The sequence below is a fragment of the Empedobacter stercoris genome, from assembly GCF_020281205.1.
GTDB lineage: Bacteria > Bacteroidota > Bacteroidia > Flavobacteriales > Weeksellaceae > Empedobacter > Empedobacter stercoris.
The window spans coordinates 114,425-140,845 of sequence record NZ_JACXZC010000004.1; the positions used below are offsets into that span (position 1 = coordinate 114,425).

Consider the following 26,421-nt stretch of genomic DNA (forward strand, 5'->3'; position numbering starts at 1 on the left):
GATGAATTACCGTTTGTATAGAGAACAACAGCTGTATTGTGATATTGATACAGCTTGGCGATTTTTTTCTTCTCCAATGAATCTTTCGGAAATTACACCAAAAGATATGGCTTTTACAGTTTTGTCAGAAGATCAGGATCAGCCAATTTTTGAAGGTATGCTCATCAATTATAGTGTGTCACCACTATTGGGTATTCCTTTGAAATGGCAGACAAAGATTATTCAAGTAGATCTGCAGCAAAGCTTTACAGATTTTCAACAAAAAGGACCATATAAATATTGGAAACATTTTCATGAATTTATTCCCAATGAAAAGGGGATTTTAATGAAAGATACAGTAGAATACGAGCTTCCTTTTGGAGTTTTTGGAAATGTTGTTCATTCTCTTTTGGTGAAAAAAAAATTGAATAAAATATTTGATTATCGTCATCAAGTCTTAAAGCAATTATTTAATAAGTAGGTGTATGAATTTATTTTTGGTGTTGCTAGTATTTGTGCTTATGGAGCCTGTTACATGGTTTATTCATAAATATGTGATGCATGGATTTTTATGGTTTCTCCACAAAGATCATCATGACCATAGCCATAAAGGATCAGTTGAAAAAAACGATTATTTTTTTGTGATATTTGCGATTCCGACTATTGCTTTGATGTATTTTGGTTCGCTCAATAGTTATAATTACTTATTTTTTGTTGGGGTAGGAATTATGCTTTATGGCATGGCGTATTTTTTTGTGCATGATGTTTTTATTCATCAACGACTGAAATGTTTTAGTCGAGTAAAAAATCCTTATTTTCTAGCGCTACGAAGGGCTCATAAACAACATCATAAACACCTTACTAAAGAAGATGGTGAATGTTTTGGATTTCTTTATGTTCCTTTCAAATATTTTAAAATGTATTTTAATTCTACTCAAAAATGATGTCTTATACTTATATTTTGATTTTATTTTTTACAATAATCATTTGTTTCATATCATCCTTTGACTCTCGTATTCTTTTTAACCGTTATTTTGGTTCTTTTATAAAAGCTGCAAGTGTAGTAGCTATTCCATTTATAGCATGGGATATATGGTTTACAGCTAAAGGAGTGTGGTGGTTTAATACAGATTATACACTTGGTTTTGTAATAGGAGGTTTACCTATAGAAGAGTGGTTATTTTTTATTTGTATTCCTTTTTCATGTATATTTACCTATTTCTGCTTTGATAAATTTTTTAAATTAGACTGGCTTTCCAGTTTTAATAACCTGATTGTTTTTTTTAGTGTGATTGTTTGTTCAATTGTCGCTTTACTTTATTATGATAGAATTTATACACTATTAACAGCTGTTATAACATTGGTTGTTTTAATGTACTTTCACTTTGTTCGTCGTGTCGATTGGATAGGAAAAGCTTCGTTTGTTTTCACTATTCTTATGCTTGGTTTTTTTCCTGTAAATGGTATTCTAACAGGTACAGGATTAGAATCACCAATTGTAAATTATAATCCTGATGATTTTTTGGGAATCAGAATGGGAACTATACCAATAGAAGATTCTGTGTATGGATATATGCAATTTCTTTTAGTTCTCTATTTTTTTAAACAATTTAAATCAAAATCACATGAAAATAAAAAATAAAACACTATTAATTGTAGTATGTGTAGGCTTACTGATACTTTCAAATTCATGTTCCTCGATTCCTAAAAAGGCAGAAGCTGTTCAAAATTTTGAAGTTGATCGATATTTAGGTACTTGGTATGAAATCGCTCGTTTAGATTTTCGTTTTGAGAAGAACTTGGATAATGTTTCCGCTAACTACAGTTTTGATAAAAAAGGGAATATAGTGGTTTCAAATAGCGGATTTAATGAGGATAAACAAGTATGGAAGCAAGCTATAGGTAAAGCAAAATTTAGAGACGGTAAGCAAATTGGAAAGCTAAAAGTAAGCTTTTTTGGTCCTTTTTATGCTGGTTATAACGTAATTGCGTTGGATGAAAACTATCAATATGCTTTGGTTATCGGTAAAAATCTAAATTACTTATGGATTTTATCTAGGACGAAAGATATTCCAGATAATATTAAAACAAACTTTCTTGCATTAGCTTCAGAAATTGGTTATGATATATCCAATTTGGTTTGGGTAGAACATAATAGAAATGATAATCCATTTTTAAATGAAAAATAAAATTTCCATTTTTTGGTTTCGAAGAGATCTTCGTTTAGAAGATAATGTTGGGCTGTACCACGCTCTTTCATCTGGAGTTCCTGTGTTACCTATTTTTATTTTTGATGAAGGTATTTTACGACAACTGGATGACAAGAAAGATAGGAGGGTGGATTATATTCATCAAGCGCTTCAAAAGATTAATAATCAATTAAAATCTTTTGGGACAAGTCTCAATGTATATTATGGTGATCCTCTCAAAATTTTTCAGCAACTTTCTACTGAGTTTGCTATTCATTCTATATTTTGTAATCGTGATTATGAACCTTTGGCAATTAAAAGAGATACTTCGATTTACAATTATTTTAAGTTATTTAACATTTCGTTTAAAGCATTTAAAGATCAGGTAATTTTTGACAAGAAAGATATTTTAAAGAAAGATAGTTCTCCTTATACAGTATATACGCCGTATGCAAAAAAATGGAAACAAATTTTGAAAACAGAAGATTATAAATGTTATAACCCTGATTACAGCAAATTTTTGAAAACAGAATTCAAAACGATTCTTTCACTCAAAGAAATTGGTTTTTTAAAAACATCAATTTTATTCAAACAGCCAAAGCTAAATAAAGAAATTATTCAAAATTATCATAAATATAGGGATTATCCTGCATTACAACATACAACCCAATTAGGTATAGCTCTTAGATTTGGAACGATTAGTGTACGAAAATGTGTTGCGTTAGCGATAGAGCTAAATGAAACATGGCTCAATGAATTAATTTGGAGAGAATTTTTTATGCAAATACTCTACCATTTTCCATATGTTGTTCACCAACCTTTTAAAGCTAAATACAATGAAATAAAATGGAGAAATAATGAACAAGAATTTAAGCTGTGGTGCGATGGAAAAACAGGTTATCCTATTGTAGATGCAGGAATGAGAGAACTTAATCAAACTGGTTTTATGCATAATAGAGTAAGAATGATAACTGCAAGTTTTTTATGCAAACACCTACTCATCGATTGGCGGTGGGGCGAGGCTTATTTTGCGTCAAAACTAAACGATTATGATTTGTCTGCAAACAACGGAAATTGGCAATGGGTCGCTGGATCAGGTTGTGATGCAGCTCCTTATTTCAGAGTCTTTAATCCAACACTTCAGACAGAAAAATTTGATAAAGAATATCTTTACATCAAAAAGTGGGTCTCAGAATTTGAAACTGATGATTATCCTTCTCCTATAGTTGCTCATAATTTTGCTCGAAATAGAGTTTTAAGCATTTTTAACGAAGCATTTAAGAAGTAAAATGAAAGAATAATAATGATTTAAAATATTAAACGATTATAATATATTTTTCCACATTTTCTGCTTCTGAAGAATTAATTTCAAAACTTCACTAGAAGGTATCTACATCCATACTGAAATTTCAAGCTGGATTCAATTATGCACCTTATTGTCTTTAGTAAAAGTGAGGTTTGTAAAAACTTTCTATCAAAGATTTAGATTAAAAAAAATTAGTAACCATAAAAGTAAATAAATTGAGTAAAAAAGGAATATTATTAGTTAATTTAGGATCACCTAAATCTACATCCGTAAATGACGTAAAAGAGTATCTTGGAGAGTTTTTAATGGATGAAAGAGTTATTGACTATAATTGGATTTTAAGAACACTTTTAGTAAAAGGAATTATATTAAACACAAGACCTTCAAAATCCGCACAAGCTTATGAGAAAATTTGGACAGATGCGGGATCTCCTTTAATAGTCATTACTGAAAAAATAAAAAATAAATTACAAAATATTGTTGATATTCCTGTTGAAATAGGAATGAGATATGCTGAGCCTAGTATAGAAAATGGAATTTCTAAACTAGTTGAGAAAGGAGTCAATAAGATTGTACTATTTCCATTGTATCCTCAATATGCTATGAGTACAACAGAATCTGTAGTTGTAAAAACAGAAAAAGTAAGAAAAGAGAAATTTCCATCTATTAAAATAAATTATGTGGAACCATTTTATAATAAAGATATATATATAGATTGTCTTGTTGAAAGTATAAAAGACAAGTTTTCGAATGATTTTGATGGGCTGTTATTTTCTTACCACGGTATCCCAGAAAGACATATTTATAAAACAGATCCTACAAGGACTTGTAATTTAAGTGACTGTTGTGATAGAGAATTTAATCCAAGTCATCAATTCTGTTATCGTCATCAATGTTTTGAGACAACAAAAAAAGTTATAGAAAAATTAAATTTATCTCGCGAAAAAACAATTGTTTCATTTCAATCTAGACTAGGAAAAGATAAATGGATTGAGCCATATACAGATTCTACTTTAAAAGTTTTACCATCAAAAGGAATAAAAAAATTGGCAGTTGTTTGCCCTGCATTTGTATCTGATTGTTTGGAAACTCTAGAGGAAATAGCAATGGAAGGAAAAGAAATATTTATTGATAATGGGGGAGAAGCTTATGAGTATATTTCATGTCTAAATGATAATGATTCATGGATACATGTAATCAAATCTTTATGTGAAGAAAAAATAGATGATTTTTATTTATTATAATCTTAAATATTTAACAATTATAGATTAAATTCAAATATTCTACATAGACTTTTAATTGTTATAAGTGATTCTATAATGTAGGGTTATTATTGTGGGTACGTCCTGTAATCTTCCCCAAAAAAAAGCTACGATTACAGTTGTAGAATTTTCTCTCTTTATACTTGGTATCCGTGCTATAAAAAAATAGAAAATAAGTTCATTGAAATAAAATAGTATCATGTCAACAAAATACAAAGCAACCGATAGTAGCAGTGTATATTTTGTAACCATAACAACAGTAGAATTGTATAGATAAAGTCACGGATTGCAAATCCGCGACATCGGGCGTAGTATGTCAACAAAATACAAAGCAACCGATAGTAGCAGTGTATATTTTATAACCATAACAACAATAGAATTGTATAGATAAAGTCACGGATTGCAAATCCGCGACATCGGGAAAGAAAGTTCATTGAAATAAAATAGTATCATGTCAACAAACAAGAGTTGAAATTTATAGTTACAATGCTTATCTCACAACAATAAATTACAATATTGTTCAGCTGACAAAAGAAGGTTTGGGTATAAGAAGTACAGCTCGTTATTTAAAAATCTCAACAACCATGGTGTACAAAAAGTATTAGTATTTTAACGAAATATTAGTAATATCCGATAAAAGAATCAATCTTATTTATTACAATTTAATATTATTGGTTAAATAATTCTTGAATTTTTTTTCAAGGAGAATAATCTATTTAAGAATCCAAACAGGTACATATTTCAATTGCTTTTAAATAACCTGTTCGTCTATGTCAAAGTACAGAATTTAATATTTGTATGAAGAAAATAAATTAAAATAAAAATTTAAAATCAAGTCCCTTATTTGGTTTAATTATTTTTTCAAATTTTTCAATTTCTTCATTCAGTTGAGAAGAGTATTCTTTTTTCATAAAATCTCTGAAAATAGATATGTCATCTTTTTCTCTAGTTTCAATTAAAGCCTCGATATAATCTACTTTAGATTCTGAATTAACGATTGCTAGAGGAAGGTTGTAATATTGTTGAATGTAATTCATTAATAATCTCGAGCTTCTTCCATTTCCATCATAAAAAGGATGAATTGACACCATATTAAAATGAGCGTCAAAAGATAAATTTAATTGATCTTCTATGGTTTGAATTGTACTCATTTTATTTTGAATATTAATGACCAAATCATTCATCAACCTTTCCACTTTATCATAATTAGGAAAATAAGTATTTCCAGCCATTACATTTCCTTTTCTAAATTCTCCTTTAGTAGCATCAACAGTTCCAAGCATGGTCTCATAGACTGATCCAATATTTTTTAAAACAAATGCTCCAATATTTTTAATTAATTCTACAGAAATAGGTGTTTTATTATTAGCTTGTTCAAGTATGTAAATTAAAGCTTTATAATGATCCGTTACCATTAAAGAATGTTCTAAAGGTTTTCCTTTAGGAGTTAAACCATCATTAATTAAAACTGAAGCTTCAATTTCAGTTAAAGTTGATCCCTCCAATACTGTTGAATGATAAACAACAGAAATTAGATTAAACTTATCATGATCGATTGTTCTATCTATTCCAAGTTCTTTATATTTTTTTATTAAGGATTCCATTTTTAATTGAGCTTATCTTGACTTTTTATAAAAAATTAAAAGGATTGTGGAATATGTATTCTAAAAACAATTCCTCATTCTAGATAGAGGATGAAGCGCTAAGCAAAGATATAATAGAATTGTGCGATGTCAAAAGAATTTTTATCAGAACTTAAGATAAATACCATGTGCTATACGTTTTCCTTTTTTTTCTAGTTCTAAGTACAATAATACTTTACGAACATTATCAGAAGAACTATAATCAATAAAGTCATCCAAAAAAATATTTCGCCAAAAGGAGATTTTTAAACCTTTGTTTCTATTTGATTTTTAGATGTTTATGTCATATTTATACTGTAATATTTGTAACAAATTTTAACTAAATTTGTGACATTATATATAATTATAGTAATTCTATATCTTGTAACTTTCGCCCAAATTCATCATTCATCTACTGTTAGTTTGAAAATATCATCTTGTAAACCTAGGAGTGTACTTTAATTGTTTTTTGAATGACTACATTATTTAATTGTAGCATAGTAGAATGTATTAGATTTAAGAATTCATCATTCACGTTTTTTTGACCTATATCTTTAAAAATGCACTGTATTTAAAGTTTATAAGTTTACAAATATAGCTTGGGTTAGCTTTTTCAAATCCATCTAACCTCCCCATTATTTAGTTCTGTTTTTCAAATTAAGATTTATTAAGTGCAATATATTGCACTATTTATATGCTTTTAGACTAAAAACGAGCAACACTCTTTAGAAAGTGCAATTCATTGCACTTTTCTTGTTTAATATAAGATTTATATCTAAATTTACAATAAAAGTGCAATATATGACACTATTAATAATCGAACAGATAAAAGAACGTCGTAAAGTTTTAGCGATATCACAAGAAACTTTGGCTGAAATTTCAGGAGTTGGTTTACGAACGTTAAAACAATTTGAAAGTGGTAAAGGTAATCCCACCTTAGAAACATTGCAAAAATTATGTGATGCGTTAGGATTAGAGATGAAATTAGAAGTTAAATCGATTAAATAATGAGAGTAGCAAATATCCTATACAAAGGCAAAAAAGCAGGCATATTATCTCAATTAGATAATGGTCGTTTTCATTTTAAATACAATGAGAATTGGCTATCAGATGAATCTAAACCATCAGTCAGTTTAACATTGCCTAAAAATCAAATTGAATTCGAATCAGAATCATTATTTCCTTTTTTCTATCATCTATTACCTGAAGGTGTAAATAAACGAATGATTTGTAAAACATATAAGATTGATGAAGATGATGCTTTTGGAATTTTATTGAAAGCATCTAAAGTAGATACAATTGGTGCAGTAACAATAGAAAGAGTGTAAAATGAAATTAGAATTAATTAATTGTCCCGGTTCTTTAAAAGAAAATTTTAATACATATAGTCCAAGTGTATTAAAGAAGTTGTTTAATGGAAAAAAAGTGAATCCAATTTTAAATTATACTTCGCCAACTGATCGTAAGGATAAAAGTAGTTTTAACCAAAATCAAACACATATTTCTATTTCGGGATTTCAAGAGAAATATTCTTTAATTCTTGATGGAAAAGAACTAAGATTAACCAATGAAAACGAAAGTGGTCACTATATTTTAAAACCAATTTCTGATTTACCAAAAAATAGTGAATTTGCACCAGCAAATGAACATTTAACGATGCAAATCGCGAAACAAATTTTTAAAATTGAAACGGCTGATAATGCATTGGTATTTTTTAAAGATGGAAGTCCAGCGTATCTTACTAAACGATTTGATTACAATGAAATTGGAGATAAATTAGCAGTAGAAGATTTTGCTTCTTTATTAGGGAAATCTCCTGCAACTGATGGAGAACAATATAAGTATGAAGGGAATTATCTGGAGTTATTTGAAGCATTGAAAAAATATGTTCCTGCATGGAAAGTAGAAGCACCTAAGCTATATACATTAATCGTATTCAATTATCTGTTTTCAAATGGAGATGCTCATTTAAAGAATTTTTCTTTAATAGAAACTCAACAAGGAGATTTTAAATTAAGTCCAGCATATGATTTACTAAATACTAAAATTCATATCGAGGATGCTGATTTTGCTTTAAAAGATGGATTATTACCAAAATCCAATTCAAAAGGAAAAGTTATTGATCAATTCATTGTATTGGGAGAAAAAGCAGAAATGACAGAAAAATCGATCATAAAAGTCATTCAAAATCTAACTTCGAAAGAAGATCAAGTGGTAGATTTAATTGGTAAATCTTACTTATCAGAAAAGCTAAAACGAAATTATTTGCAAAGTTATCAGCTTCGATTGAAGAAACTGAAAATAATTGTAAAGTAAAAAAATGAACAAGGAGATTTCCTTAAAACATTTTTTATAATTTAACCAATAACGAAAATAGAATAGGTTATTCTTTCTTTTCAACGTAATTTTATAAGCGAAATAATAGAAATAAAAATGAAAAAAATAGATATTACAACTTTAGATCACTTAGATCAAATTGATCAAGCATCTTTTAATCAACCAAAAATTATTTATAAACACAGTACAACTTGTGGGTTATGTGATATAATTTGGGATATTGTAAAAGAAAGCGATTTTGAACTGAATTATTTAGATTTATTAACGTATAGAACACTCTCTAATGAGATTGAACGACGATACAATGTTCAGCACGAATCACCGCAAATCCTAATTATAAAAGATGGAAAATGTGTGTACAATGCATCACATCGTAAAATAAAAAATGAAGAAATTCAGAAACAATTAGATTTATTCGATTAAAGAATCTTCGGTTTGATTTCCTAACAGGAAAACTAAATTACGTTCGTGTTCATCAATAAAATCTTCACCTGTATAAAAAGTTTCATCTACGACAACATATATCTTTAACCCCTTATTTAACTTTGAGTCTTTAAACACTAAATGACTTACAAAATATGTACTCAAATTATCATCGAAATTTTTGGTACGACTATCAAATCTAAATTGGGCATGATTTCGTGGTCCCGAATATTTAGTTTCAACTTCTACTTGATTTTCTTCTTTCAGAACATTGATATAATTTCTTAAAAACGAAAAAGCTTCTTCGCGAGCAACAATCGGATCATCATTATAAAATGAATTAATTGTTACTTCTTTTGTTTCTTGATCGAATAGTGTTTCGACTTCATAATGAACTTTTAATTTCATAATCTTCTATTTTAAAATTATGAAGCAAACCTATGACTACACAACTATCAGATTACGATAGTCTAAAAAATAATTATAAAAATATCTAAAAGACATGTTTTGGCGGGATGGTTTATGACCTTTGTAATATAAATTAAAAACAAGAAAATATGCCTATAATTACAATTGAATTGTCTGATGAACAATTAAAAAAAGTGAAAGAAACCCTGAGTTATAATGGTAATTTAGATTTGAAAGAAGAAACTTTTAATGGAAGTTCAATTGAGTTGGATTTACTTCCATTTATACACATGATGACAGTAAAAGGGTATAAAGAAGAATATATTGGTGCTGTGTTCGTGGAGATTCCGAAGGAGTAGATTTTTAAAAATCAATAAATCTTATGAGGTTTCTATTTTTATGAGATTTGTTAGATGTTTATTGGTACTTTATTAGTAATTTACAGCAATTTTTTAGAAAATGACACAACAACATATCAAACAACTCGAAATAGAATTATGGGAAGCAGCAGACGAATTGCGTGCCAATTCGAAACTAACTGCGGCTGAATACAAAGACCCGTTATTGGGTTTGATTTTATTGCGTTTTGCTGAGAATAAATTCATAGAAGCGAAAGCTCAATTGGAAGAAACCCTTCCGATTAATCCACGTACCAAACAACGAAGAGAAGCTACCAAAGATGATTATGCGGCGATGGGTGCGATGTATTTGCCCGAGAAAGCGCAATATTCGTATTTAGCGGCTTTGCCTGAATCGGAAGATTTGGCCGAAGCGGTGAATACTGCGATGAAGCTCATCGAGGCAGAATATGAAGATTTAGCAGGTATTCTTCCGAAAAACTTCCACGATTTAACGCCCGAAGATGATACAGATAGTAATCTGTTGGCCAATCTGATTCGTATTTTCAATAGCGATTCGGTACGCAATGCAAAAGGCGACGTTTTTGGTCGTGTGTACGAATATTTCTTGATGAAACTTTCCATGATGGGTGCTGGTGCACAGGAAGGAGGCGAATTCTTTACGCCACCCTCTTTGGTACAGTTAATTGTCAACTTCATTCAACCCAACCACGGGATTATCCACGATCCGGCTTGTGGTTCGGGCGGTATGTTTGTGCAAACGGCGCATTTCATCAAAGATCATCTTAATAAAAAAGTAAACGAAGCCATTACGGTGTACGGTACCGAATACAAAACAGGTACTACCAAATTGGCGAAAATGAACTTAGCGATACACGGCATTGAAGGGAAAATAGCCAATAACAATTCCTTTTATTCGGATCCGCACGATTTGTATGGAAAATGTGATTTTGTGATGGCGAATCCACCGTTTAACGTAGATAAAGTCGATGCAAAAAACAAGTTCTTAGCAGAAGATAAACGCTTACCTTTTGGTGCGCCATTAACGGGTAAGGGAACCATTGGGAATGGAAATTACCTTTGGATTCAGTATTTTATGAGTTACCTGAATGATACTGGACGTGCAGGGTTTGTCATGGCGTCTTCGGCGACGGATGCCGGAAATGCCGAAAAACGCATTCGTGAAGAATTGGTAAAAACAGGCAATGTAGATTGTATTGTTTCTATCGGGAATAATTTCTTCTATACACGTTCATTACCTTGCCATGTTTGGTTTTTTGACAAAGCCAAAAGAAAGCGTTCCCTGAGCGGAGCCGAAGGGAAAATCCTGATGATCGATGCACGTAATGTATTCCGAAAAGTAACGACCACGATTAACGATTTCTCAGAAGAGCAATTAGAAGGCTTAACGGCAATTATGGCGCTTTACAGAGGCGAAAAGCCCGAAGTAGCTGCGGATAATGCTTGGTTTAATGAACATTTCCCAGATGGAACCTATCGTGATATTGAAGGTTTGTGCAAGATTGTGACGATAGATGAAGTAGCGGAACAAGATTACAGCCTTACGCCAGGACGTTATGTAGGCGTGAATATCGATATTGATATGGATTTTGATTACCAAAGCCGTATGCAAGAGCTCCACACCGAATTAGCCACTTTGAACGAAGAAGCCAACCAATTGATGAACCAAATACAAGCGGTGAAATTATGAGAGAGGGCGATGCACTGAGCCTGCCGAAGGGTTGGAAAGAAGTAAAGATTGAGGATTTAGGTACGATTGGTAGGGGAAAATCTAAACATCGTCCGAGAAATGCTGATTTTCTTTTTGGTGATAAATATCCATTTGTCCAAACTGCAGACGTTAAAGACGCCGAATACAAAATTTATAATTATTCTCAAATGTATTCGGAAGCTGGTTTAGCACAAAGTAAACTATGGCCAAAAGGTACACTTTGTATTACTATAGCTGCGAATATTGCTGATGCTGCAATATTAGGTATTGATGCTTGTTTTCCAGATTCTGTTGTAGGATTTATACCAGATGATACTAAATCTGATGTTAGATTTGTGAAATATTTATTTGATTTATTACAAGTTAGGATTAAAAAGATATCACAAGGAGCAGCACAAGATAATTTAAGTTTAGAAAAGATTAGAACATTAAATTTTCAAGTTCCACCACTCGAAACCCAAAAGAAGATCGCTTCAATTTTATCAGGTTATGATGATTTAATTGAGAACAACCTCAAGCGCATCAAAATTTTGGAAGAAATGGCACAGCAGACTTATGAAGAATGGTTTGTGCGTATGCGTTTTCCTGGGTACGAATCCGTAAAGATTAATAAGGAAACTGGATTACCTGAGGGGTGGGAGAGATTGTATTTCAAAAATATTTTAAATTTTAAGACAGGAAAATTAGATTCAAATGCTTTGGATATAAATGGCGAATTTGATTTCTATACTTGCGCGAAAGAAGTTTATAAAACTAATTCATATTGCTTTGAAGGCGAGGCAGTATTATTAGGAGGGAATAATGCTACTGGTGATTTTGCTTTATTCTATGCTGATTCTAAATTTGATGCTTATCAAAGAACTTATATCGTAACAAGTAAAATAAATGATTTGCCATTGGTTTACGTTTATCAAGTATTAAGAACTTATTTACCACATTTTAAAATAGTAAGTTCTGGAGCTTCAACAAAATTTTTGACAATGCGAATTTTGGATAAAACTAAAATTGTTGTTCCCAATGATGAGATTTTAAAATCATTTTTTAACATAGCTAAACCTTGCTTTGAAAACATTTTAAATCTTCAAAACCAAAACCAACGTTTACGTGAGGCGCGTGATATTCTGTTGCCACGCTTGATGATGGGGATGATAGAGGTGTAAAAAGTGAACTAAAACTAAACTACTATAAAAAATACGAATACATGTTTGCAGAATTAGAAAAATACAAAACAAACGGTCATTTTTTCTTCGAAAAAAATGACAACCTTAGAGATAAAAGTAAAGATGTTCCTAATCTACCAGGAGTTTACTATATCCTAAAATTAGCTAAAGGTAAAGTGGAATTGGTTTACATAGGAAAATCTGGTTCTATGTTACAAAATGGTCAATTCAAAGATCAATTATTGAATAATAGATTAAATAATAAACAGGATGGTATTCGAAGAGAATACTATTTATTGAATAAAATAGAGGAAGAAAACATTGAAGCTTTGGATATTTATTGGTTTGTTACCGTGGATGATGAACATAATGATTTACCAGGTTATGTTGAGGGATTGTTATTACAACGATACTTTGAAGTCTACGGCTGTTTACCACCATGGAATAAATCTTTTTAAACCAAAACCAACGTTTACGCGAGGCACGGGATATTTTGTTGCCACGCTTGATGATGGGGATGATTGGGGTGTGACTTCGAGAGCCTCAGTCACCGAAAGAACTTCAGTCACCATTCGGACCCTACGAGCCCTGAGGTTCTCGAAGGGCTCGAAGGGTCCTAGAAATGGAATTATAAATTGTGGCTTCGAGGGCCTCAGCCACCGGTAGTGGAGAGGTCATTGAGGTTCTCGAAATGACCTTGAAGGGCCGATTTAAATTACAAACTATGAAAGGATATATGTACATATTACTTTGTTCGGATGATAGTTATTACACAGGAAGTACCGTTGATTTGGAATTGCGGTTAGCACAGCATCAATCTGGTGAAGGAGCTAATCATACCAAGAAACGTTTACCTGTGAAATTGGTCTATTATGAAGAATATAGTCGTATTGATGAAGCCTTTTATAGAGAAAAACAAGTGCAAGGCTGGAGCAGGAAGAAGAAAGAGGCGTTGATAAATGGAGATTTGGATTTGCTTCCAAAGTTAGCGATTGCTTATAGGGATAGAGACGGTGGCTTCGAGAGCCTCAGCCACCGATAGTGTAAAGGTCATTAAGGTTCTCGAAATGACCCTACGGGCCTCTACGGACCCTGAGGTTCTCGAAGGGTCCGTTGGGTCTCAGGGCCGATGCAACTAACATAAAAACTAATTTTAAACCAGAAGACGACTATTAATTATGAAAACAGATTACTATGGCTGAGTTGATATATAGCACAAAAGATGTATATACAAATTATCTTAGAGATCGAATATTTAAAATTCCTGAATATCAACGTGGATATAAGTGGAGTGAAAAGCAGATTTCTCAATTAATTTTAGATATCAATTCATTTGAAACTGATGAGACAGATGATTTGTTTTATTGTTTACAAAATATAACGCTTTATCCTTCTGTTGCAGATAGAAATATTTTACATGTAGTGGATGGACAGCAAAGACTCACGACTACTTATTTATTATTTTGTTTTTTAGGGGTTCAGGATTATCTAAAAGATAAATTTATATACGCAGTAAGAGAGAGTTCTAATGTTTTTATGCAAAAGATTCAAAATGAATCTCAAAATTTTATCCATTCAATTCTACATGCTAAAGACTTTGATTCATTTTGTACCGAGTTTGAGGATTTGGATTTTGATCATCAGGATATCTATTATATGTATTCGGCTATCAGAACCTTTCAAAAAACGATTGATGATCATCAAATAAATCTTGGCAGATTTAGAGAAAAATTCATAAACAACGTAAAATTCATTGTCAATGAAATTCACTCGAATATCAAGGAACAGGAACTTTTCATGAATTTGAATACTGGAAAAGTACCATTAGATGGAGCTGATTTGGTAAGAGCTATCATCATCACTCGAGTAGCACGAGAAGAAATGGTTTCATTTAAACAAGATTCTATTAAAGATATAGTGAGAATGAATGAAAAGCGAACACGTATTGGTTGGGAACTAGATCAACTAAACCAATGGTGGTCTACTAAAGATGTGGCTAACTACTATAAACCTTTTGCGAAATTAGAGTTAGATAAACAAGAAACAATTGAATTTAATGAAGATATAAATCCTATTAATATTCTATATAAGCTTTGGGCATCTACTAAGGCTAATGTTTTGAAATTAAAATTATTTGAAAATAGTTCAATTACTTCTTTAACCTTATATAAGGAATTAATAACCTTGCACAGAACATTGGTAGATTGGTATAGTGATCGTGCCATATATCATTATTTGGGATACTTAGCAAATAATCAAAGAAATTTCAGTTTCAAAAAGTATTATGAATTATGGAATGAAACGGAGATTAATCGAGATTATTTTAAAATACAACTTAAGAAGGATATTGAAAAAATTGTCTTTCGTCCTGAGAATAAAAATGAGTCAGGATTTGCTTATTGGAGTGAACAAATATTAAATTTTGAAGGTGAAAACAAAACGAATTGGTATGAATCTGATCGTTTAGAAGAATTTTTGGTACTGCTAGATGTGATAGAGATTTCTTCCAATGATAATTATCGTTTTTTATCACCTACCCATTTCAAAAAGCATAAGGAAGACAAGGAGCATATTTATCCTTGTACTCCTAAAAACATAAAAGAATTAGAAAATTCAAGTAATGATTTTGAGTGTATTGATGCCTATCTAACCAAATTGGATAAAAAAGATTTATTTCCTTTTGGAGAAAAAGATTGGAAAAGAAAATCTGACTTAGAGAAGGAAGAAATCTTAAAGGATTTAGAAAATAAAATACATCAATCAACTCTAATTAATGCAATTGGTAATTTAGTCTTGTTGCATTATTCAATCAATAGAGGATTTGGAAATGATTATTACATAGATAAGCGAGCTTCAGTAATTAATAATGTTCAAAATGGCGAATATGTTCGACAACATACATTAAATGTATTTGTAAAAGGTCGTAAAGAAGTTATCAATTTAAATGAATGGACTTTTAAGGATATTGAAAATAATTGTAAATCAATTGAAGAGAACATTAGAGTTTTTTTTGAAATAAAAAAAGAAGAAAATGAAGAGTCAGCAGCTTAAAGAACAGAGTTTATTATTTTTATTATCTCAAAATAACTTTATTGTACCAGAGATACAAAGAGAATATGTGTGGGGAAATAACCCAGATGTATTAAATCGCTTTTTAGATTCTATCATCGATAAAATTGGTGAATCTTGTGATGTCTGCGGAAATCCTAAGTCTTCTTTAAAAATTAATGTAGGCTTTTTATATACCTATAAACCGAGTTATGTAAATTTTAATTATGAACGTTTTTTAGATGAAAATCTAATAGACGGTCAACAAAGATTTACCACTTTGTTTTTACTTTTATTTTATACGGCTTTAAAAGAGAATAGAATAGAAGATTTTAAAGACGCGTTACGCTTTGAGGATTATCAACAGGTTGCATTTGATTATAAAGTACGAAACCTTACACATATTTTTATTTTGGATTTAATTTCTAAAGTTGACTCTATAGATAAATTACGACAGATTTTAGAATACAAAGCAAGTTGGTTATTAAATGATTTTAATCAAGATGTTACCGTTTTATCAATGATCCAAGCTTTAAAGTTTATTGATAAAAAATTTGATGGTCGAAAAGAAAAATATTTTGGTTTCATTTTAAATAATATAAAATTTTATCATTTTAAAACGGAAGCGACTAATCAAGGAGAAGAATTGTATATAACAATGAATGCCCGAGGAGAAGCCCTCTCCAAAAATGAAGAGAATAAGGCTGCATTGATGTTTGATGACGCTAATATATTTGAATACGGAAAAAAATGGGAGGAATGGCAAGATTTCTTTTGGAAATACAGAGATAAAAACGAATCAAATTCAAATTCGGATGTAGGGTTAAATGAATTTTTGAGATGGATTCAAGTTATTGAAATGACTTTGGATGACAATGATTTTGATAACGATGAAGATGAAAAAATAGATGATAAATCCTTTACTAAAAATATAATTATCCTTATTCAAGGTGAAAAAATACATTTAAATAAGAACTATTTCTCAATCGAAAAAATCGAAAAGTATTTCGATGCATTAGAATATTTATTTAATGTATATGATCTAGATAAAAGTTTTTTAGCGAAATACGATTCAATATCTGATAACTTAATTTCAAGACAATGGCTTTCGCCATCAAATAAAGTATTAAGCCAAATTGATTGTTTTAAATTTATTCCAGTATTACACTACGTAAACAAGTTGTTGGAAGAAAAAAAAGATATAAGTAATCAAAATATCTTTAGACTATTTAGATATTTAAGCAATTTAACAAAAGATAAAACCATAACTAAAACCATAAATAAACAAGTAATTAATGCAATCAGACTGGTTGATAATTTGGTAAAGGTAGACGACGACATTGCGAAAGTGATAAATTTTCAAAAAGGAATAGTTTCTAAAACATTGTTGACTCCTGAGGAGCATTTTAAATTCTCTATTTATTTAGGAGGTCAAAGTAGAGAAGATATAGAAGGTGCTTTTTGGAAGGCTGAGGATAATAATATTCTTAATGGAAAGATCAGTCCAATTTTGCAGTTTACTTATTCTCTAAATAAACCTAACGATTTTGAACATTCAAAATTATTTGACGCTTTTAATGCCTTAAGTTTTGATCTAGTTAAGTTTAAACGAATGTTTACTAATTTTCAAAAACTGACATCACAAGATAATGAGAAAATATCCGATAATATTTGGGGGGTATTATTGTTAACCGATTATTATCAAGTAAAGGATTATAATGAAAAACATAAAATTATAGTATGTAAGAATTCGGATGATTTTCATTTGATTAGAGATAAGAAATTTTTGTTAAAGTTGCTTGAGATTGAAAAATTCACTACATGTGAAGATTATTTTCAAGATATTTTCAACCAATTTCTAATGAAGTATTCTACTTTAGATGATTTAAAAAATGAATTTGATTTAAAAGATCAACTATATGCTTATTATGTAGCATTGAAAAATTTAAATAATTGGCATTATGGTAAAGGGAAGAACTTTGGAGTCTATCTAAATCCAGCCAAGTTTAATTCTTTTTTTAACTCAAACGTTAGATTCCAACATTATCGTCAGAAATGGCAAGGTGCCGATTATAATTATTTTGATGATAGTAAAAAGCATATCAATGCATTTTATTCTAAAATACTAAAAACCAATTAACCATGTCCTACGAATACTCTGAAGATCAATTGATAGAACAAGCTACGGAAGATGTACTGAAAGAGCTGGGTTGGCAAGTGGTAACAGCTTGGCAAAACGAATCCTTTGGTGAAGAAGGTTTGTTAGGACGTGATAATAAAACCGAAGTGGTGTTAGAGCGCCATTTATTAGCTGCTTTAAAACGCTATAATCCCGATTTACCGGATTTGGCTTATAAACGTGCAATTGAAAAGATAGTACAGAAAGAAGCAGGTAAAAACTTAGCACAACAAAATAAGGCGAAATATCAACTCTTGAAAAATGGAGTAGAAGTTTCGTTTACAAACGCTGAAGGCAAAGCACAGAAGAAAACGTTGCGTGTTTTTGATTTCAACGACTATGAAAATAATGATTTCCTAGCCGTTCGTCAGTTGGAAGTTACTGGAGAATTGCACAATCGCAGACCTGATGTAGTAGGATTTGTAAATGGTATTCCCTTGGTTTTTATAGAACTCAAATCCCATGCAGTGGATTTACGTTCCGCTTATGATGATAATTTCAAAGATTACAAAGATACCATACCACATTTGTTTCATCACAATGCTTTTGTGATCCTTTCTAATGGAACTGATGCCAAAGTAGGAACGGTAACCAGTCCATACAAATACTTTTTGGACTGGAAACGAATTACCGAAGAGGCAGAAGGTGTGGTAAGTTTAGATACGATGCTTCGAGGTGTTTGTTCTAAAACACATTTGATGGATATTTTTGAAAACTTCTTACTTTTTGATGAAAGCAGTGGCAATGTCGTCAAACTAATGGCGAAGAATCACCAGTTTATTGGTGTGAATCGCGTATTGGATAATGTAGAAAACATCGAAGATTTAGAAGGTAAATTAGGGGTGTATTGGCATACACAAGGTTCAGGGAAAACCTATTCTATGGTTTTCTTGTGTGAGAAAATACATCGAAAATTTGGTGGATCCTATACTTTTTTAATAGTTGTTGATCGTACAGAGCTTGAGAACCAAGCGTATGATACTTTTTCTGGAGTAGGCATTGTCAATAATAAGAATATAATAGCAGGAAAGAAGAGTGGTATTTCAGGACGTGAACATTTACGTGAATTGTTGAGCGAGAATCACCGTTATGTTTTCTCTTTGATTCACAAATTCTCCATTGATCCTGAAAAGGAAACCGAATATCCATTGATCACCGATCGTAAAAATATTATTGTAATTTCGGATGAAGCCCACCGTACACAAGGTGGAAAATATGCTCGAAATATGCGTTTTTATGGTTTGCCGAATGCTTCTTATTTAGGTTTTACAGGAACTCCAATCATCAAAGATGAAGAAGAAGTAACCAAAAACATTTTTGGGGAATATGTTTCGGTTTATGATTTTAAACGTGCGATTGAAGATGAAGCTACATTACCTTTAAAATACTTGAATCGAGGTGAACGTTTAAATATCGAAAATCCAGCACTAGATGAGCAAATGGCTGAAATTCTAGAGAATGAAGATTTGGATGAAGATCAACAAAAGAAATTAGCTTACCTGTTCAAAAAAGAATATCCTATTCTTACCTCAGAATCACGTCTTCGTGCTATTGCCAAAGATTTAGTGTGGCATTTTAATGAACGTGGTTATCAAGGTAAAGCTATGTTTGTAGCTTTAGACAAACCTACTGCTGTGCGTATGTATGATTACGTAATGGAGTATTGGCCTGATTATCTATTGGAGTTGAAATCTCGAATAGATAAAGCACAAGATATTCAAGAAGAACAAGAGCTTCAACGTAAATACAAACAAGTAAGAGAAACTGAAGTTTGCGTGGTCGTAAGCTCGGAGCAAAATGAGGTAGATAAATTCAAGAAAATGAATTTGGATATCGAAAGTCACCGTCGCAAAATGGTAGAACGAAATTTAGAAAAGGAATTTAAAGATGAAGAGAATCCTTTCCGTTTAGCTATTGTTTGCGCCATGTGGATTACTGGATTTGATGCACCTTGTGTCTCTACGGTTTATTTGGACAAACCCATAAAAGGTCATACATTAATGCAAACCATCGCTCGTGCCAATCGTGTGTACGATGATGAAAAAGAAAATGGTTTGATCGTCGATTACGGTAATGTTTACCAGCAATTAGAAAAAGCTTATGCTATCTATGGAGAAGGTGATAAGGGGAATAAATCTGGTGATAAAGAAGAAAAACCTTTTGAGCAATTAGAAGCTATGGGTAATGAGATCAAACAAGCAATTGATGAAGTTGTTAGTATGCTTTTAGAACTCGATTTTGATATTCAAACATTAATAGAAGCAAATTCGATGTCAAAAATAGCAGCCATTAATAATGGGGCAAATGCAATTTGTCGTAATGACGAGACAAGAGCTAAGTTTGAAATTTCAGCTCGTAATATGTTTAGAAAATACAAAGCTTTATTCCCTGAAAAACAGGCAAAGCAATTTGTGAAAGAATACAATGCGATTGATGCTTTATATAATAGGTTGAATCAAAAAGTAAAATCAGCCGATGTCACAGAGGTCATTATGCGATTGCAGGAAGTAGTGAATGAAAGTGTATCAATAGATGCAGTGTCTGAACCTACTGATGTATATATTGATTTGTCGAAATTCAATATTGAAGCGTTAAAAAAAGCTTTTGAAAAACTACCACGTAAAAATGAGTTGGTTTATGATCTTAATAAGGCGGTCGAACAAAAATTAGAACAAATGCTTCGTGAGAATCCATTGCGTTTAGAGTTTTACGAACGTTACAAAGAAATTGTAGAAGAGTATAATAATGGTAAATCCGATATTGAATTACAGCGTAGTTTTGAAAGTCTAACACAATTTATTCAGCAGCTTTCCGGAGAAGAAAAGCGTGCTTTTCAAGAGAATCTAGACCAACCTACATTATCTATTTTCGATCTTTTAGTAAAAGGAAAAAAGCTTACAGATGGGGAGAAGGAAATGGTTAAAAAAGTAGCAATAGAAACATTAGAAATACTTCAACGTGAAAAGCTAAATATTCCGAATTGGAAAGAAAGTCGCGAAATACGGTCAGGTGTAAAAACAACAATTTATGATCAACTTTTATGGCTACCTGAAGAAAAATATACAGATGAAGAAGTCAGTTTGCGAAGCTTAGAGGTGTATCAGCATGTGTATTCATACTCTAATTTTTAAAACTTAAATTTATGTGTCAAATTTATGCTGATGTCACGTTTTGTACCTGTTCTGATTTTGAAATCGATCAAGTTCAATCATTAAAAAATTACTGGGTTTTGTATCGTTACAATGAAGCGTTAGACGTTGTAATTGTTGGCGAAATAATGTTAGATAATATGTTGAAAAAGAATAATCCAACTAACATGGTTGAACTTGTACTTAAAAAACTAAACGATAACACACTGTTTGATCAATTAATAAATTTTGTAGACAAAGATCGGTTACATGTTTCTCTTGAGTTGAATCAAGTTAACTTAAACTATAGTTTTGAATTTGAAGACAATAGTTGGTCAGAAATTGAATATGATTATTTTACTTGGGCAAGTTGTTATGAAGAAAAAAATGGAGGAGAGGTAAAGGTTTACTAATTATTATAAATTTATAAAATGAACCGATTATTTATGCTAATCGGCTCATGTATTTTAATAGTGTAGTTTTTTTTCTTTTAGAATAACCTTATTTGCTGTAGAAATTCTTTTTTATTTATCAATCATTATTTTTTACTTTTGAAACTTAGCTTTAATCAATTGCATAAATGAAATACTCATTGACAATACTATTTTTCATTATTTTAAACTTCTCTTTCGCGCAAAATATAGAAAAATCAAAAATATATATTATTGGAACTGTACATAGCTCATCAACTATTTTGACGCCAGAAACACTTCTTAAAATATTAGATGAAATAAAACCTGAAATATTATTACAAGAAAGTGATAGTCATAACATGGCTATTTATTTTGATGATTTGGATCCAAATTCTAATGAAAGAAATGCATCGCTTAATTACATAAAAAAAAATCCTAAGACAGTAAACTTGTCTTTTGAATTTGAAGGTAGAAATTCCTACAGGAAAAATAATGGAATGACACCTACTGATGATTTAACAATTCACCTAATAGATAGTTTATATCATAAAAACTTATTAAGCGATGTAAATTCTGAAATTTATAAGAAATACAACGAAGCAAATAAGGTTTTAATTAAATATTTTAAATCTGATATAAAGACTTTAAATAGTATCGAATTTGAAGTTTTTAATAAATATAGACAATATCTACAGCATCATGAATTACCAAAAATAACTAATTCAGAGAAAATATTTTCTGAACGATTTGTTACAAAACCAAATGGAGAAAAAATATCTTACAGAGAAGGCTTTTTGTTATGGTGTAAATTTTGGGATTTGAGAAATAATACTATGGCATCTAATATTATTAAAACAGTCTACGAAAATAAAGGTAAATCTATTGTAGTCTTAACTGGAGCACAACATAAATATTATTTAAAAGAATTATTAGAAAAATATTATGATGGAAATTACAAATTAGTTGAGTATTTTGATGAAAAGTAAAACAATTGATATATCTATTTAAAATATTAATCGTTTTACTTCCTCTTATTCCTCACCAAATCTGTTACAACTCCCAAAATAATGACCACATCTTCATCTTGTAATTGAATACAATTTTTGTATTTCGGATTAAGAGAAATCAGTTGTTTGTTGATGGCATCATAACGTTTGAAGGTATATTCGGAATTGTTGACCGATACCACAATATCATCATGATGTCTGGGTTCTATATCCGAACGGATAATAAGTAAATCACCTTTCAGATATTCAGGATACATACTTTCGCCACCCACACGATTAAGATAAGTTGCTTCGGGATGATTCAGTAAAATTTCATCCAAACTAATATTATTCTGTACAAAATCAGCAGCAGGAGAGGGGAAACCTGCCGAAACATCACCAAAAAATTGAACAAATCGTTTATCACCATCTGTTTTGATAGGGATATTGATTAACTCTTCTGAGAATTTCGGAACTTGAATAAAATGTACCATTTAATAAACATTTAAAATATCTGTAAATCTTGTTGTGTAGCAAGGTGACAAACGTTCTTGCTTCATTTTCCATTTTCTACGCACATCTTGCGAAGCTAATTTTAGCATATGATCGCCATAATTCGCATTTAATTGATCCATTACACTCATCAACGCTTTATGTTTTGGAGAATCTTCGTGAAATAAATTCATCTGTGCTTGATTATCGGGCGTAATAGCCGAAACAATAACGCCAGCTTTTTTATAATCAGGAACTTTTCCTTCTGCAGGCACCAATTTATCCAATAAAAATAAAGCAGATTTGGACAAAACAATGCTCGAATTCGAATCAAAATCTAAGGTTGTACTTAATGAGTTTGAAACAAATGATTGCTTTTCATCAAAACGATTGGTCATCACAAATACAGTAATAATGTTGCATTTTGATTGTTCTTTTCTAAGCTTTTCGGCACAAGAAACAGCAAATGTAGAAACACGCTCTTTCAGATTTTCATAATCATTGATTGTTTTCTCAAAACTTCGAGTGGTCGCAATTGATTTTTTGCGTTGAACTTCATCTAATTTTAAGACGCTTTCGCCTAATAATTCCTTTTTCAAACGCAATTCGACGATGGAGAAATTTCGTTTAATGTATTCATCACTCAATAATGTAAAATCATACGCGTTTTTACAACCAATAAAAGCTAAACGTTTAGCTAAACGTCGTCCAATTCCCCAGATATCCTCACATTTTAACCATTTTAAAGCTTTATCAATTTTATCTTTCGAATCAATCATATAAACACCATTATGATGTTTAGGAAATTTCTTTGCTATTCGATTCGCCACTTTAGCTAAAGCCTTTGTAGGAGCAATACCAATACAAACAGGGATTTTGGTAATGGTATATATTTTTTGTTTAATTTCTTGGGCGTACTTTACCAAATCATAGTTATCAAAGCCTTTGAAAAGAAGAAAAGATTCATCAATTGAATAAATTTCAATATCAGGGCAATAAGATTTTAAAATCATCATCACGCGATTACTCATATCCGCATATAAAGCATAATTTGAAGAGAAAACATTGATTTTATTTAATCTAAAATTATTCTCGTATTCAAAAGCAGGAGCACCCATTGGAATCCCTAAATCTTTTGCTTCATTAGAACGTGCAATTACACAACCATCATTGTTAGAAAGTACCACAACTGGCTTTCCATTTAGGGTTGGATTAAAAACTCGTTCGCACGAAGCATAAAAATTATTGCAGTCAACTAAAGCATACATCATGTTACAAAGTTGAGCAAATAAAGCGCTACAAGGTGTCGTCGAAAAGTGTTAAAAAATAATAATTAGAAATTGATTCAGTAAATTTGTGCCATGGTACTGAATGATAGATTGAAAATGTTGGTTGACCAAGTTCCAAAAAATATTTGTGGCGTGTATTATTTATACAACGACAAGCAAGATATTATCTACATTGGAAAAAGTATTGATATCAGAAAAAGATTGATTCAGCATTTCAAATCACTTGATAAAAAGGAAATTAAACTTCAGCATTTTACGCATTCTATACAATTTGAAAATACAGGAAATGAATTGATTGCTTTGTTGAGAGAATCTGAATTAATCAAACAAAATCTGCCAATATTTAATCGAGCTCAACGAAAAATTAAGTTTTTTTACGCTTTATATAAAGAAATAAATTCGGATGGTTATCACGCATTAATAATAAAGAAAATTGACAACTCTGGAAACGAAATCATTTCATTTACATCGCAAAATGAAGCAAAAGATTACTTGTTCTACATCACTGAAAAATATAAGCTTTGTCAAAAAGTAAACGGATTATATAAAACAAAATCAAGTTGTTTTCAATATAGTTTAGAAGAATGTAACGGAGCTTGTATAAATAGGGAAGATGTGAAACTTTACAACAAAAGAGTTCGTCAATTTTTGAAAACAATACATTTACCCAAAAAGGACTTATTATTTGAATTGGTGGGAAGAACTGAAAATGAAAAAGGTATTGTATTAATTGAAAAAGGAGTTTACAAAGGATTTGGCTATTGCGATCATTTAATTGAGAATCTAGACGAAATGAAATCATTTATTGAACAAAAACAAGATAATAAGGATGTCCGAAAAATCTTATTTCGACATATAAAATCCGAATTATCCAAATAAACTCACTTGACCATCTTCACGCTGGTAGCTGAAATCAGTAAACGGAACAATTGGTTTACAATCTAACCAATTCATCAAATTCTCACCATCATTTAGGACTATTGGCATACGATGTTTAGTATTGTGGATATAATCCATAATGCCGACAGCTTCAGTTGTAACTATCGTAAACGTATCATCAGAATATAATCCTGCTAAACACATCAAATTATTGTTGATTCCGATATCATATTTGATTTTGTCTTTGCCTTCGTGTCGCCATTCATAAAAGCCATCAACCAATATCACACAACGATTGGTGTAAGCATCTCGAAAAGATGGTTTTTCATCTATAGTTTCAATACGTGCGTTTAAGGTGTTATTCGAATTAAAATCATTTCCAGCCCAATGCGGAACTAAACCCCATTCCAACAAATGAATAAAATCTTGTTGATTGGTGATAACAGGTAATTTCGGATGATCAAAACCTTTGAAATGAGGATTTGGCGCAAATCTAACTTCAGGTTTGAATTTCAACCTTGATTTCTTTTCAATCTGTTCTTTTGTTTTGGTCACTTTTACATGAAAACACATAGCATCAACTTTGGAATAAAGATAATGATTAGGAAGAAAAGAACAATCAAAAAATAGAAGCTATTGAAACGATTGAAAACAAGTGAAACGAATTTTTTATAAACTTACGGTTTCACGTAAATCAGATTGTAACGCTCTATGTAGTTTTGTTGTATCAAGAAAATTAATTGTGATGGGAATATTTGATTTGCCATGTTCAAGTTATAAGTGCAACTGGCCAAGTAGATTTTAGTTTTTCGATAGGGCTAATATAGCCAAACTTTCTTACTCTTCTATTGTTAATTAATTTTTCTATTTGTTTGATTCTTAAGTTACTTACTAAATTCAGGTCTGTTTTCTTTGGTAAAAATCTTCTTATCAAGCCTATTCTGTTCTCAACAGTTCCTTTATCTTGCGAGGTGTAGGGTCGGGTGAAATAGGTTTTGATATGGTGTTTTTCGGCTATTTGTTTGTGTCCGGCAAACTCTTTTCCGTTGTCAAAAGTCATGGTTTTGATCCAGCTGCTACCTATTCTGGATATTCTTTTATTGATTAATTCTTGAATGTTTTGAGCGTCTTTTCCTTGCAATTTGTCTAAGGTGGTTACCAAAGTTGCTCGGTCTGTCATCACTAATAGAGCTGATTTGTGGTCTTTCCCCATCATTAAATCGACTTCGA

Annotated in this window: 28 protein-coding genes and 1 pseudogene; 22 read left to right on the forward strand and 7 right to left on the reverse strand. The window is 31.0% G+C overall.

Going from position 1 to position 26,421, the window contains the following annotated elements:
• The first annotated feature begins 1 nt into the window (after position 1).
• The 7 genes and pseudogenes from IF125_RS03455 to IF125_RS14380 form a co-directional block, all read left to right on the forward strand.
• A complete protein-coding gene (locus IF125_RS03455; protein WP_225541522.1) occupies positions 2–460 on the forward strand; it encodes an SRPBCC family protein in 459 nt (152 codons plus the stop codon).
• Between the two features lie 4 nt (positions 461–464).
• Positions 465–923 carry a sterol desaturase family protein gene (locus IF125_RS03460; RefSeq protein WP_225539248.1) on the forward strand — a complete coding sequence of 153 codons (459 nt, stop codon included), beginning with the start codon at positions 465–467 and terminating at the stop codon, positions 921–923.
• Entirely contained in the window at positions 923–1,621 is a 699-nt protein-coding gene (locus IF125_RS03465) for a lycopene cyclase domain-containing protein (RefSeq protein WP_225541523.1), read from the forward strand. The genes IF125_RS03460 and IF125_RS03465 overlap by 1 nt, the downstream gene beginning before the upstream one ends.
• On the forward strand, positions 1,605–2,168 hold the full coding sequence (locus IF125_RS03470) for a lipocalin family protein (RefSeq protein WP_225541524.1): 564 nt from the start codon (positions 1,605–1,607) through the stop codon (positions 2,166–2,168). Before IF125_RS03465 ends, IF125_RS03470 begins: the two co-directional genes overlap by 17 nt.
• Complete coding sequence (locus IF125_RS03475) at positions 2,158–3,456, forward strand: cryptochrome/photolyase family protein (protein ID WP_225541525.1); 1,299 nt, start codon at positions 2,158–2,160, stop codon at positions 3,454–3,456. The genes IF125_RS03470 and IF125_RS03475 overlap by 11 nt, the downstream gene beginning before the upstream one ends.
• A 233-nt stretch (positions 3,457–3,689) precedes the next feature.
• Positions 3,690–4,718, forward strand: coding sequence for a ferrochelatase (gene hemH, locus IF125_RS03480; protein WP_225541526.1), 1,029 nt, complete (start codon positions 3,690–3,692; stop codon positions 4,716–4,718).
• Positions 4,719–5,206: 488 nt separating this feature from the next.
• Positions 5,207–5,335 (forward strand): annotated as a pseudogene (locus IF125_RS14380) (IS1 family transposase); the annotation flags it as partial.
• A 213-nt stretch (positions 5,336–5,548) separates the two neighbouring features.
• Here the strand turns inward: IF125_RS14380 and IF125_RS03485 are convergent.
• Positions 5,549–6,340, reverse strand: coding sequence for a Fic family protein (locus IF125_RS03485; RefSeq protein ID WP_225541527.1), 792 nt, complete (start codon positions 6,338–6,340; stop codon positions 5,549–5,551).
• Positions 6,341–6,484: 144 nt separating this feature from the next.
• The gene (locus IF125_RS14305) at positions 6,485–6,598 is read right to left on the reverse strand and encodes a DUF6088 family protein (protein ID WP_225541528.1); all 114 of its coding nucleotides are present in this window, start codon (positions 6,596–6,598) and stop codon (positions 6,485–6,487) included.
• A gap of 561 nt (positions 6,599–7,159) precedes the next feature.
• Here IF125_RS14305 and IF125_RS03495 point away from each other — a divergent pair.
• The 4 genes from IF125_RS03495 (at position 7,160) to ytxJ (ending at position 9,118) form a co-directional block, all read left to right on the forward strand.
• Positions 7,160–7,366 carry a helix-turn-helix domain-containing protein gene (locus IF125_RS03495; RefSeq protein WP_225541529.1) on the forward strand — a complete coding sequence of 69 codons (207 nt, stop codon included), beginning with the start codon at positions 7,160–7,162 and terminating at the stop codon, positions 7,364–7,366.
• Positions 7,366–7,686: a HipA N-terminal domain-containing protein gene (locus tag IF125_RS03500; RefSeq protein ID WP_225541530.1), complete on the forward strand. Its 321-nt coding sequence runs from the start codon at positions 7,366–7,368 to the stop codon at positions 7,684–7,686. The genes IF125_RS03495 and IF125_RS03500 overlap by 1 nt, the downstream gene beginning before the upstream one ends.
• 1 nt (position 7,687) lies before the next feature.
• Positions 7,688–8,674, forward strand: a complete 987-nt coding sequence (locus IF125_RS03505) for a type II toxin-antitoxin system HipA family toxin (RefSeq protein ID WP_225541531.1) — start codon at positions 7,688–7,690, stop codon at positions 8,672–8,674.
• A gap of 117 nt (positions 8,675–8,791) precedes the next feature.
• Positions 8,792–9,118: a bacillithiol system redox-active protein YtxJ gene (gene ytxJ / locus IF125_RS03510; RefSeq protein WP_225541532.1), complete on the forward strand. Its 327-nt coding sequence runs from the start codon at positions 8,792–8,794 to the stop codon at positions 9,116–9,118.
• Here ytxJ and IF125_RS03515 read toward each other — a convergent pair.
• Positions 9,107–9,526 carry a hypothetical protein gene (locus tag IF125_RS03515; RefSeq protein WP_225541533.1) on the reverse strand — a complete coding sequence of 140 codons (420 nt, stop codon included), beginning with the start codon at positions 9,524–9,526 and terminating at the stop codon, positions 9,107–9,109. The two genes, ytxJ and IF125_RS03515, sit on opposite strands and share 12 nt — an antisense overlap.
• A 149-nt stretch (positions 9,527–9,675) precedes the next feature.
• Here IF125_RS03515 and IF125_RS03520 point away from each other — a divergent pair, with 149 nt between their 5' ends.
• From IF125_RS03520 to IF125_RS03565, 10 genes are all read left to right on the forward strand, one after another.
• The gene (locus IF125_RS03520; RefSeq protein WP_225541534.1) at positions 9,676–9,885 is read left to right on the forward strand and encodes a hypothetical protein; all 210 of its coding nucleotides are present in this window, start codon (positions 9,676–9,678) and stop codon (positions 9,883–9,885) included.
• A gap of 100 nt (positions 9,886–9,985) precedes the next feature.
• The gene (locus IF125_RS03525) at positions 9,986–11,596 is read left to right on the forward strand and encodes a type I restriction-modification system subunit M (RefSeq protein ID WP_225541535.1); all 1,611 of its coding nucleotides are present in this window, start codon (positions 9,986–9,988) and stop codon (positions 11,594–11,596) included.
• Positions 11,593–12,777 (forward strand): restriction endonuclease subunit S, encoded by a 1,185-nt coding sequence (locus IF125_RS03530; RefSeq protein WP_225541536.1) that lies wholly within the window; start codon positions 11,593–11,595, stop codon positions 12,775–12,777. The genes IF125_RS03525 and IF125_RS03530 overlap by 4 nt, the downstream gene beginning before the upstream one ends.
• Before the next feature lie 41 nt (positions 12,778–12,818).
• On the forward strand, positions 12,819–13,235 hold the full coding sequence (locus IF125_RS03535; protein WP_225541537.1) for a hypothetical protein: 417 nt from the start codon (positions 12,819–12,821) through the stop codon (positions 13,233–13,235).
• A 266-nt stretch (positions 13,236–13,501) separates the two neighbouring features.
• A complete protein-coding gene (locus IF125_RS03540; protein ID WP_225541539.1) occupies positions 13,502–13,819 on the forward strand; it encodes a GIY-YIG nuclease family protein in 318 nt (105 codons plus the stop codon).
• Between the two features lie 152 nt (positions 13,820–13,971).
• A complete protein-coding gene (locus tag IF125_RS03545; RefSeq protein WP_225541540.1) occupies positions 13,972–15,828 on the forward strand; it encodes a DUF262 domain-containing protein in 1,857 nt (618 codons plus the stop codon).
• The gene (locus IF125_RS03550; protein WP_225541541.1) at positions 15,809–17,965 is read left to right on the forward strand and encodes a DUF262 domain-containing protein; all 2,157 of its coding nucleotides are present in this window, start codon (positions 15,809–15,811) and stop codon (positions 17,963–17,965) included. The genes IF125_RS03545 and IF125_RS03550 overlap by 20 nt, the downstream gene beginning before the upstream one ends.
• A gap of 2 nt (positions 17,966–17,967) precedes the next feature.
• Complete coding sequence (locus IF125_RS03555) at positions 17,968–21,135, forward strand: type I restriction endonuclease subunit R (protein ID WP_225541542.1); 3,168 nt, start codon at positions 17,968–17,970, stop codon at positions 21,133–21,135.
• Between the two features lie 11 nt (positions 21,136–21,146).
• The gene (locus IF125_RS03560; RefSeq protein WP_225541543.1) at positions 21,147–21,545 is read left to right on the forward strand and encodes a hypothetical protein; all 399 of its coding nucleotides are present in this window, start codon (positions 21,147–21,149) and stop codon (positions 21,543–21,545) included.
• A gap of 167 nt (positions 21,546–21,712) precedes the next feature.
• Positions 21,713–22,531, forward strand: coding sequence for a hypothetical protein (locus IF125_RS03565; RefSeq protein WP_225541544.1), 819 nt, complete (start codon positions 21,713–21,715; stop codon positions 22,529–22,531).
• Between the two features lie 35 nt (positions 22,532–22,566).
• Here IF125_RS03565 and IF125_RS03570 read toward each other — a convergent pair whose 3' ends face one another.
• Together IF125_RS03570 and IF125_RS03575 are read right to left on the reverse strand one after the other, a co-directional pair.
• The gene (locus tag IF125_RS03570; protein WP_225541545.1) at positions 22,567–23,025 is read right to left on the reverse strand and encodes a LexA family protein; all 459 of its coding nucleotides are present in this window, start codon (positions 23,023–23,025) and stop codon (positions 22,567–22,569) included.
• Positions 23,026–24,294 carry a Y-family DNA polymerase gene (locus IF125_RS03575; protein WP_317197132.1) on the reverse strand — a complete coding sequence of 423 codons (1,269 nt, stop codon included), beginning with the start codon at positions 24,292–24,294 and terminating at the stop codon, positions 23,026–23,028.
• A 90-nt stretch (positions 24,295–24,384) separates the two neighbouring features.
• Between IF125_RS03575 and IF125_RS03580 the strand changes: the two genes are divergently transcribed.
• Complete coding sequence (locus IF125_RS03580; protein WP_225541546.1) at positions 24,385–25,191, forward strand: GIY-YIG nuclease family protein; 807 nt, start codon at positions 24,385–24,387, stop codon at positions 25,189–25,191.
• Here IF125_RS03580 and IF125_RS03585 read toward each other — a convergent pair.
• Together IF125_RS03585 and IF125_RS03590 are read right to left on the reverse strand one after the other, a co-directional pair.
• Positions 25,180–25,764 (reverse strand): SOS response-associated peptidase, encoded by a 585-nt coding sequence (locus IF125_RS03585; RefSeq protein WP_225541547.1) that lies wholly within the window; start codon positions 25,762–25,764, stop codon positions 25,180–25,182. The genes IF125_RS03580 and IF125_RS03585 overlap by 12 nt on opposite strands.
• Before the next feature lie 196 nt (positions 25,765–25,960).
• The coding region (locus IF125_RS03590) for an IS30 family transposase (RefSeq protein WP_225541548.1) at positions 25,961–26,421 on the reverse strand (461 nt) is incomplete at its 5' end.

Excerpts from the sequence above, each read along its gene's own strand:
- IF125_RS03460 (WP_225539248.1), top strand. The coding sequence starts at position 465 with ATGAATTTATTTTTGGTGTTGCTAGTATTTGTGCTTATGGAGCCTGTT.
- IF125_RS03475 (WP_225541525.1), top strand. The coding sequence starts at position 2,158 with ATGAAAAATAAAATTTCCATTTTTTGGTTTCGAAGAGATCTTCGTTTA.
- IF125_RS03585 (WP_225541547.1), bottom strand. The coding sequence starts at position 25,764 with ATGTGTTTTCATGTAAAAGTGACCAAAACAAAAGAACAGATTGAAAAG.
- IF125_RS03540 (WP_225541539.1), top strand. The coding sequence starts at position 13,502 with ATGAAAGGATATATGTACATATTACTTTGTTCGGATGATAGTTATTAC.
- IF125_RS03505 (WP_225541531.1), top strand. The coding sequence starts at position 7,688 with ATGAAATTAGAATTAATTAATTGTCCCGGTTCTTTAAAAGAAAATTTT.
- IF125_RS03515 (WP_225541533.1), bottom strand. The coding sequence starts at position 9,526 with ATGAAATTAAAAGTTCATTATGAAGTCGAAACACTATTCGATCAAGAA.
- IF125_RS03565 (WP_225541544.1), top strand. The coding sequence starts at position 21,713 with ATGAAATACTCATTGACAATACTATTTTTCATTATTTTAAACTTCTCT.
- IF125_RS03470 (WP_225541524.1), top strand. The coding sequence starts at position 1,605 with ATGAAAATAAAAAATAAAACACTATTAATTGTAGTATGTGTAGGCTTA.
- IF125_RS03535 (WP_225541537.1), top strand. The coding sequence starts at position 12,819 with ATGTTTGCAGAATTAGAAAAATACAAAACAAACGGTCATTTTTTCTTC.
- IF125_RS03525 (WP_225541535.1), top strand. The coding sequence starts at position 9,986 with ATGACACAACAACATATCAAACAACTCGAAATAGAATTATGGGAAGCA.
- IF125_RS03555 (WP_225541542.1), top strand. The coding sequence starts at position 17,968 with ATGTCCTACGAATACTCTGAAGATCAATTGATAGAACAAGCTACGGAA.
- IF125_RS03495 (WP_225541529.1), top strand. The coding sequence starts at position 7,160 with ATGACACTATTAATAATCGAACAGATAAAAGAACGTCGTAAAGTTTTA.
- IF125_RS03485 (WP_225541527.1), bottom strand. The coding sequence starts at position 6,340 with ATGGAATCCTTAATAAAAAAATATAAAGAACTTGGAATAGATAGAACA.
- IF125_RS03560 (WP_225541543.1), top strand. The coding sequence starts at position 21,147 with ATGTGTCAAATTTATGCTGATGTCACGTTTTGTACCTGTTCTGATTTT.
- IF125_RS03455 (WP_225541522.1), top strand. The coding sequence starts at position 2 with ATGAATTACCGTTTGTATAGAGAACAACAGCTGTATTGTGATATTGAT.
- ytxJ (WP_225541532.1), top strand. The coding sequence starts at position 8,792 with ATGAAAAAAATAGATATTACAACTTTAGATCACTTAGATCAAATTGAT.
- IF125_RS03465 (WP_225541523.1), top strand. The coding sequence starts at position 923 with ATGTCTTATACTTATATTTTGATTTTATTTTTTACAATAATCATTTGT.
- IF125_RS03545 (WP_225541540.1), top strand. The coding sequence starts at position 13,972 with ATGGCTGAGTTGATATATAGCACAAAAGATGTATATACAAATTATCTT.
- IF125_RS03570 (WP_225541545.1), bottom strand. The coding sequence starts at position 23,025 with ATGGTACATTTTATTCAAGTTCCGAAATTCTCAGAAGAGTTAATCAAT.
- IF125_RS03580 (WP_225541546.1), top strand. The coding sequence starts at position 24,385 with ATGGTACTGAATGATAGATTGAAAATGTTGGTTGACCAAGTTCCAAAA.
- IF125_RS03530 (WP_225541536.1), top strand. The coding sequence starts at position 11,593 with ATGAGAGAGGGCGATGCACTGAGCCTGCCGAAGGGTTGGAAAGAAGTA.
- IF125_RS03500 (WP_225541530.1), top strand. The coding sequence starts at position 7,366 with ATGAGAGTAGCAAATATCCTATACAAAGGCAAAAAAGCAGGCATATTA.
- IF125_RS03520 (WP_225541534.1), top strand. The coding sequence starts at position 9,676 with ATGCCTATAATTACAATTGAATTGTCTGATGAACAATTAAAAAAAGTG.
- IF125_RS03550 (WP_225541541.1), top strand. The coding sequence starts at position 15,809 with ATGAAGAGTCAGCAGCTTAAAGAACAGAGTTTATTATTTTTATTATCT.
- IF125_RS03575 (WP_317197132.1), bottom strand. The coding sequence starts at position 24,294 with ATGATGTATGCTTTAGTTGACTGCAATAATTTTTATGCTTCGTGCGAA.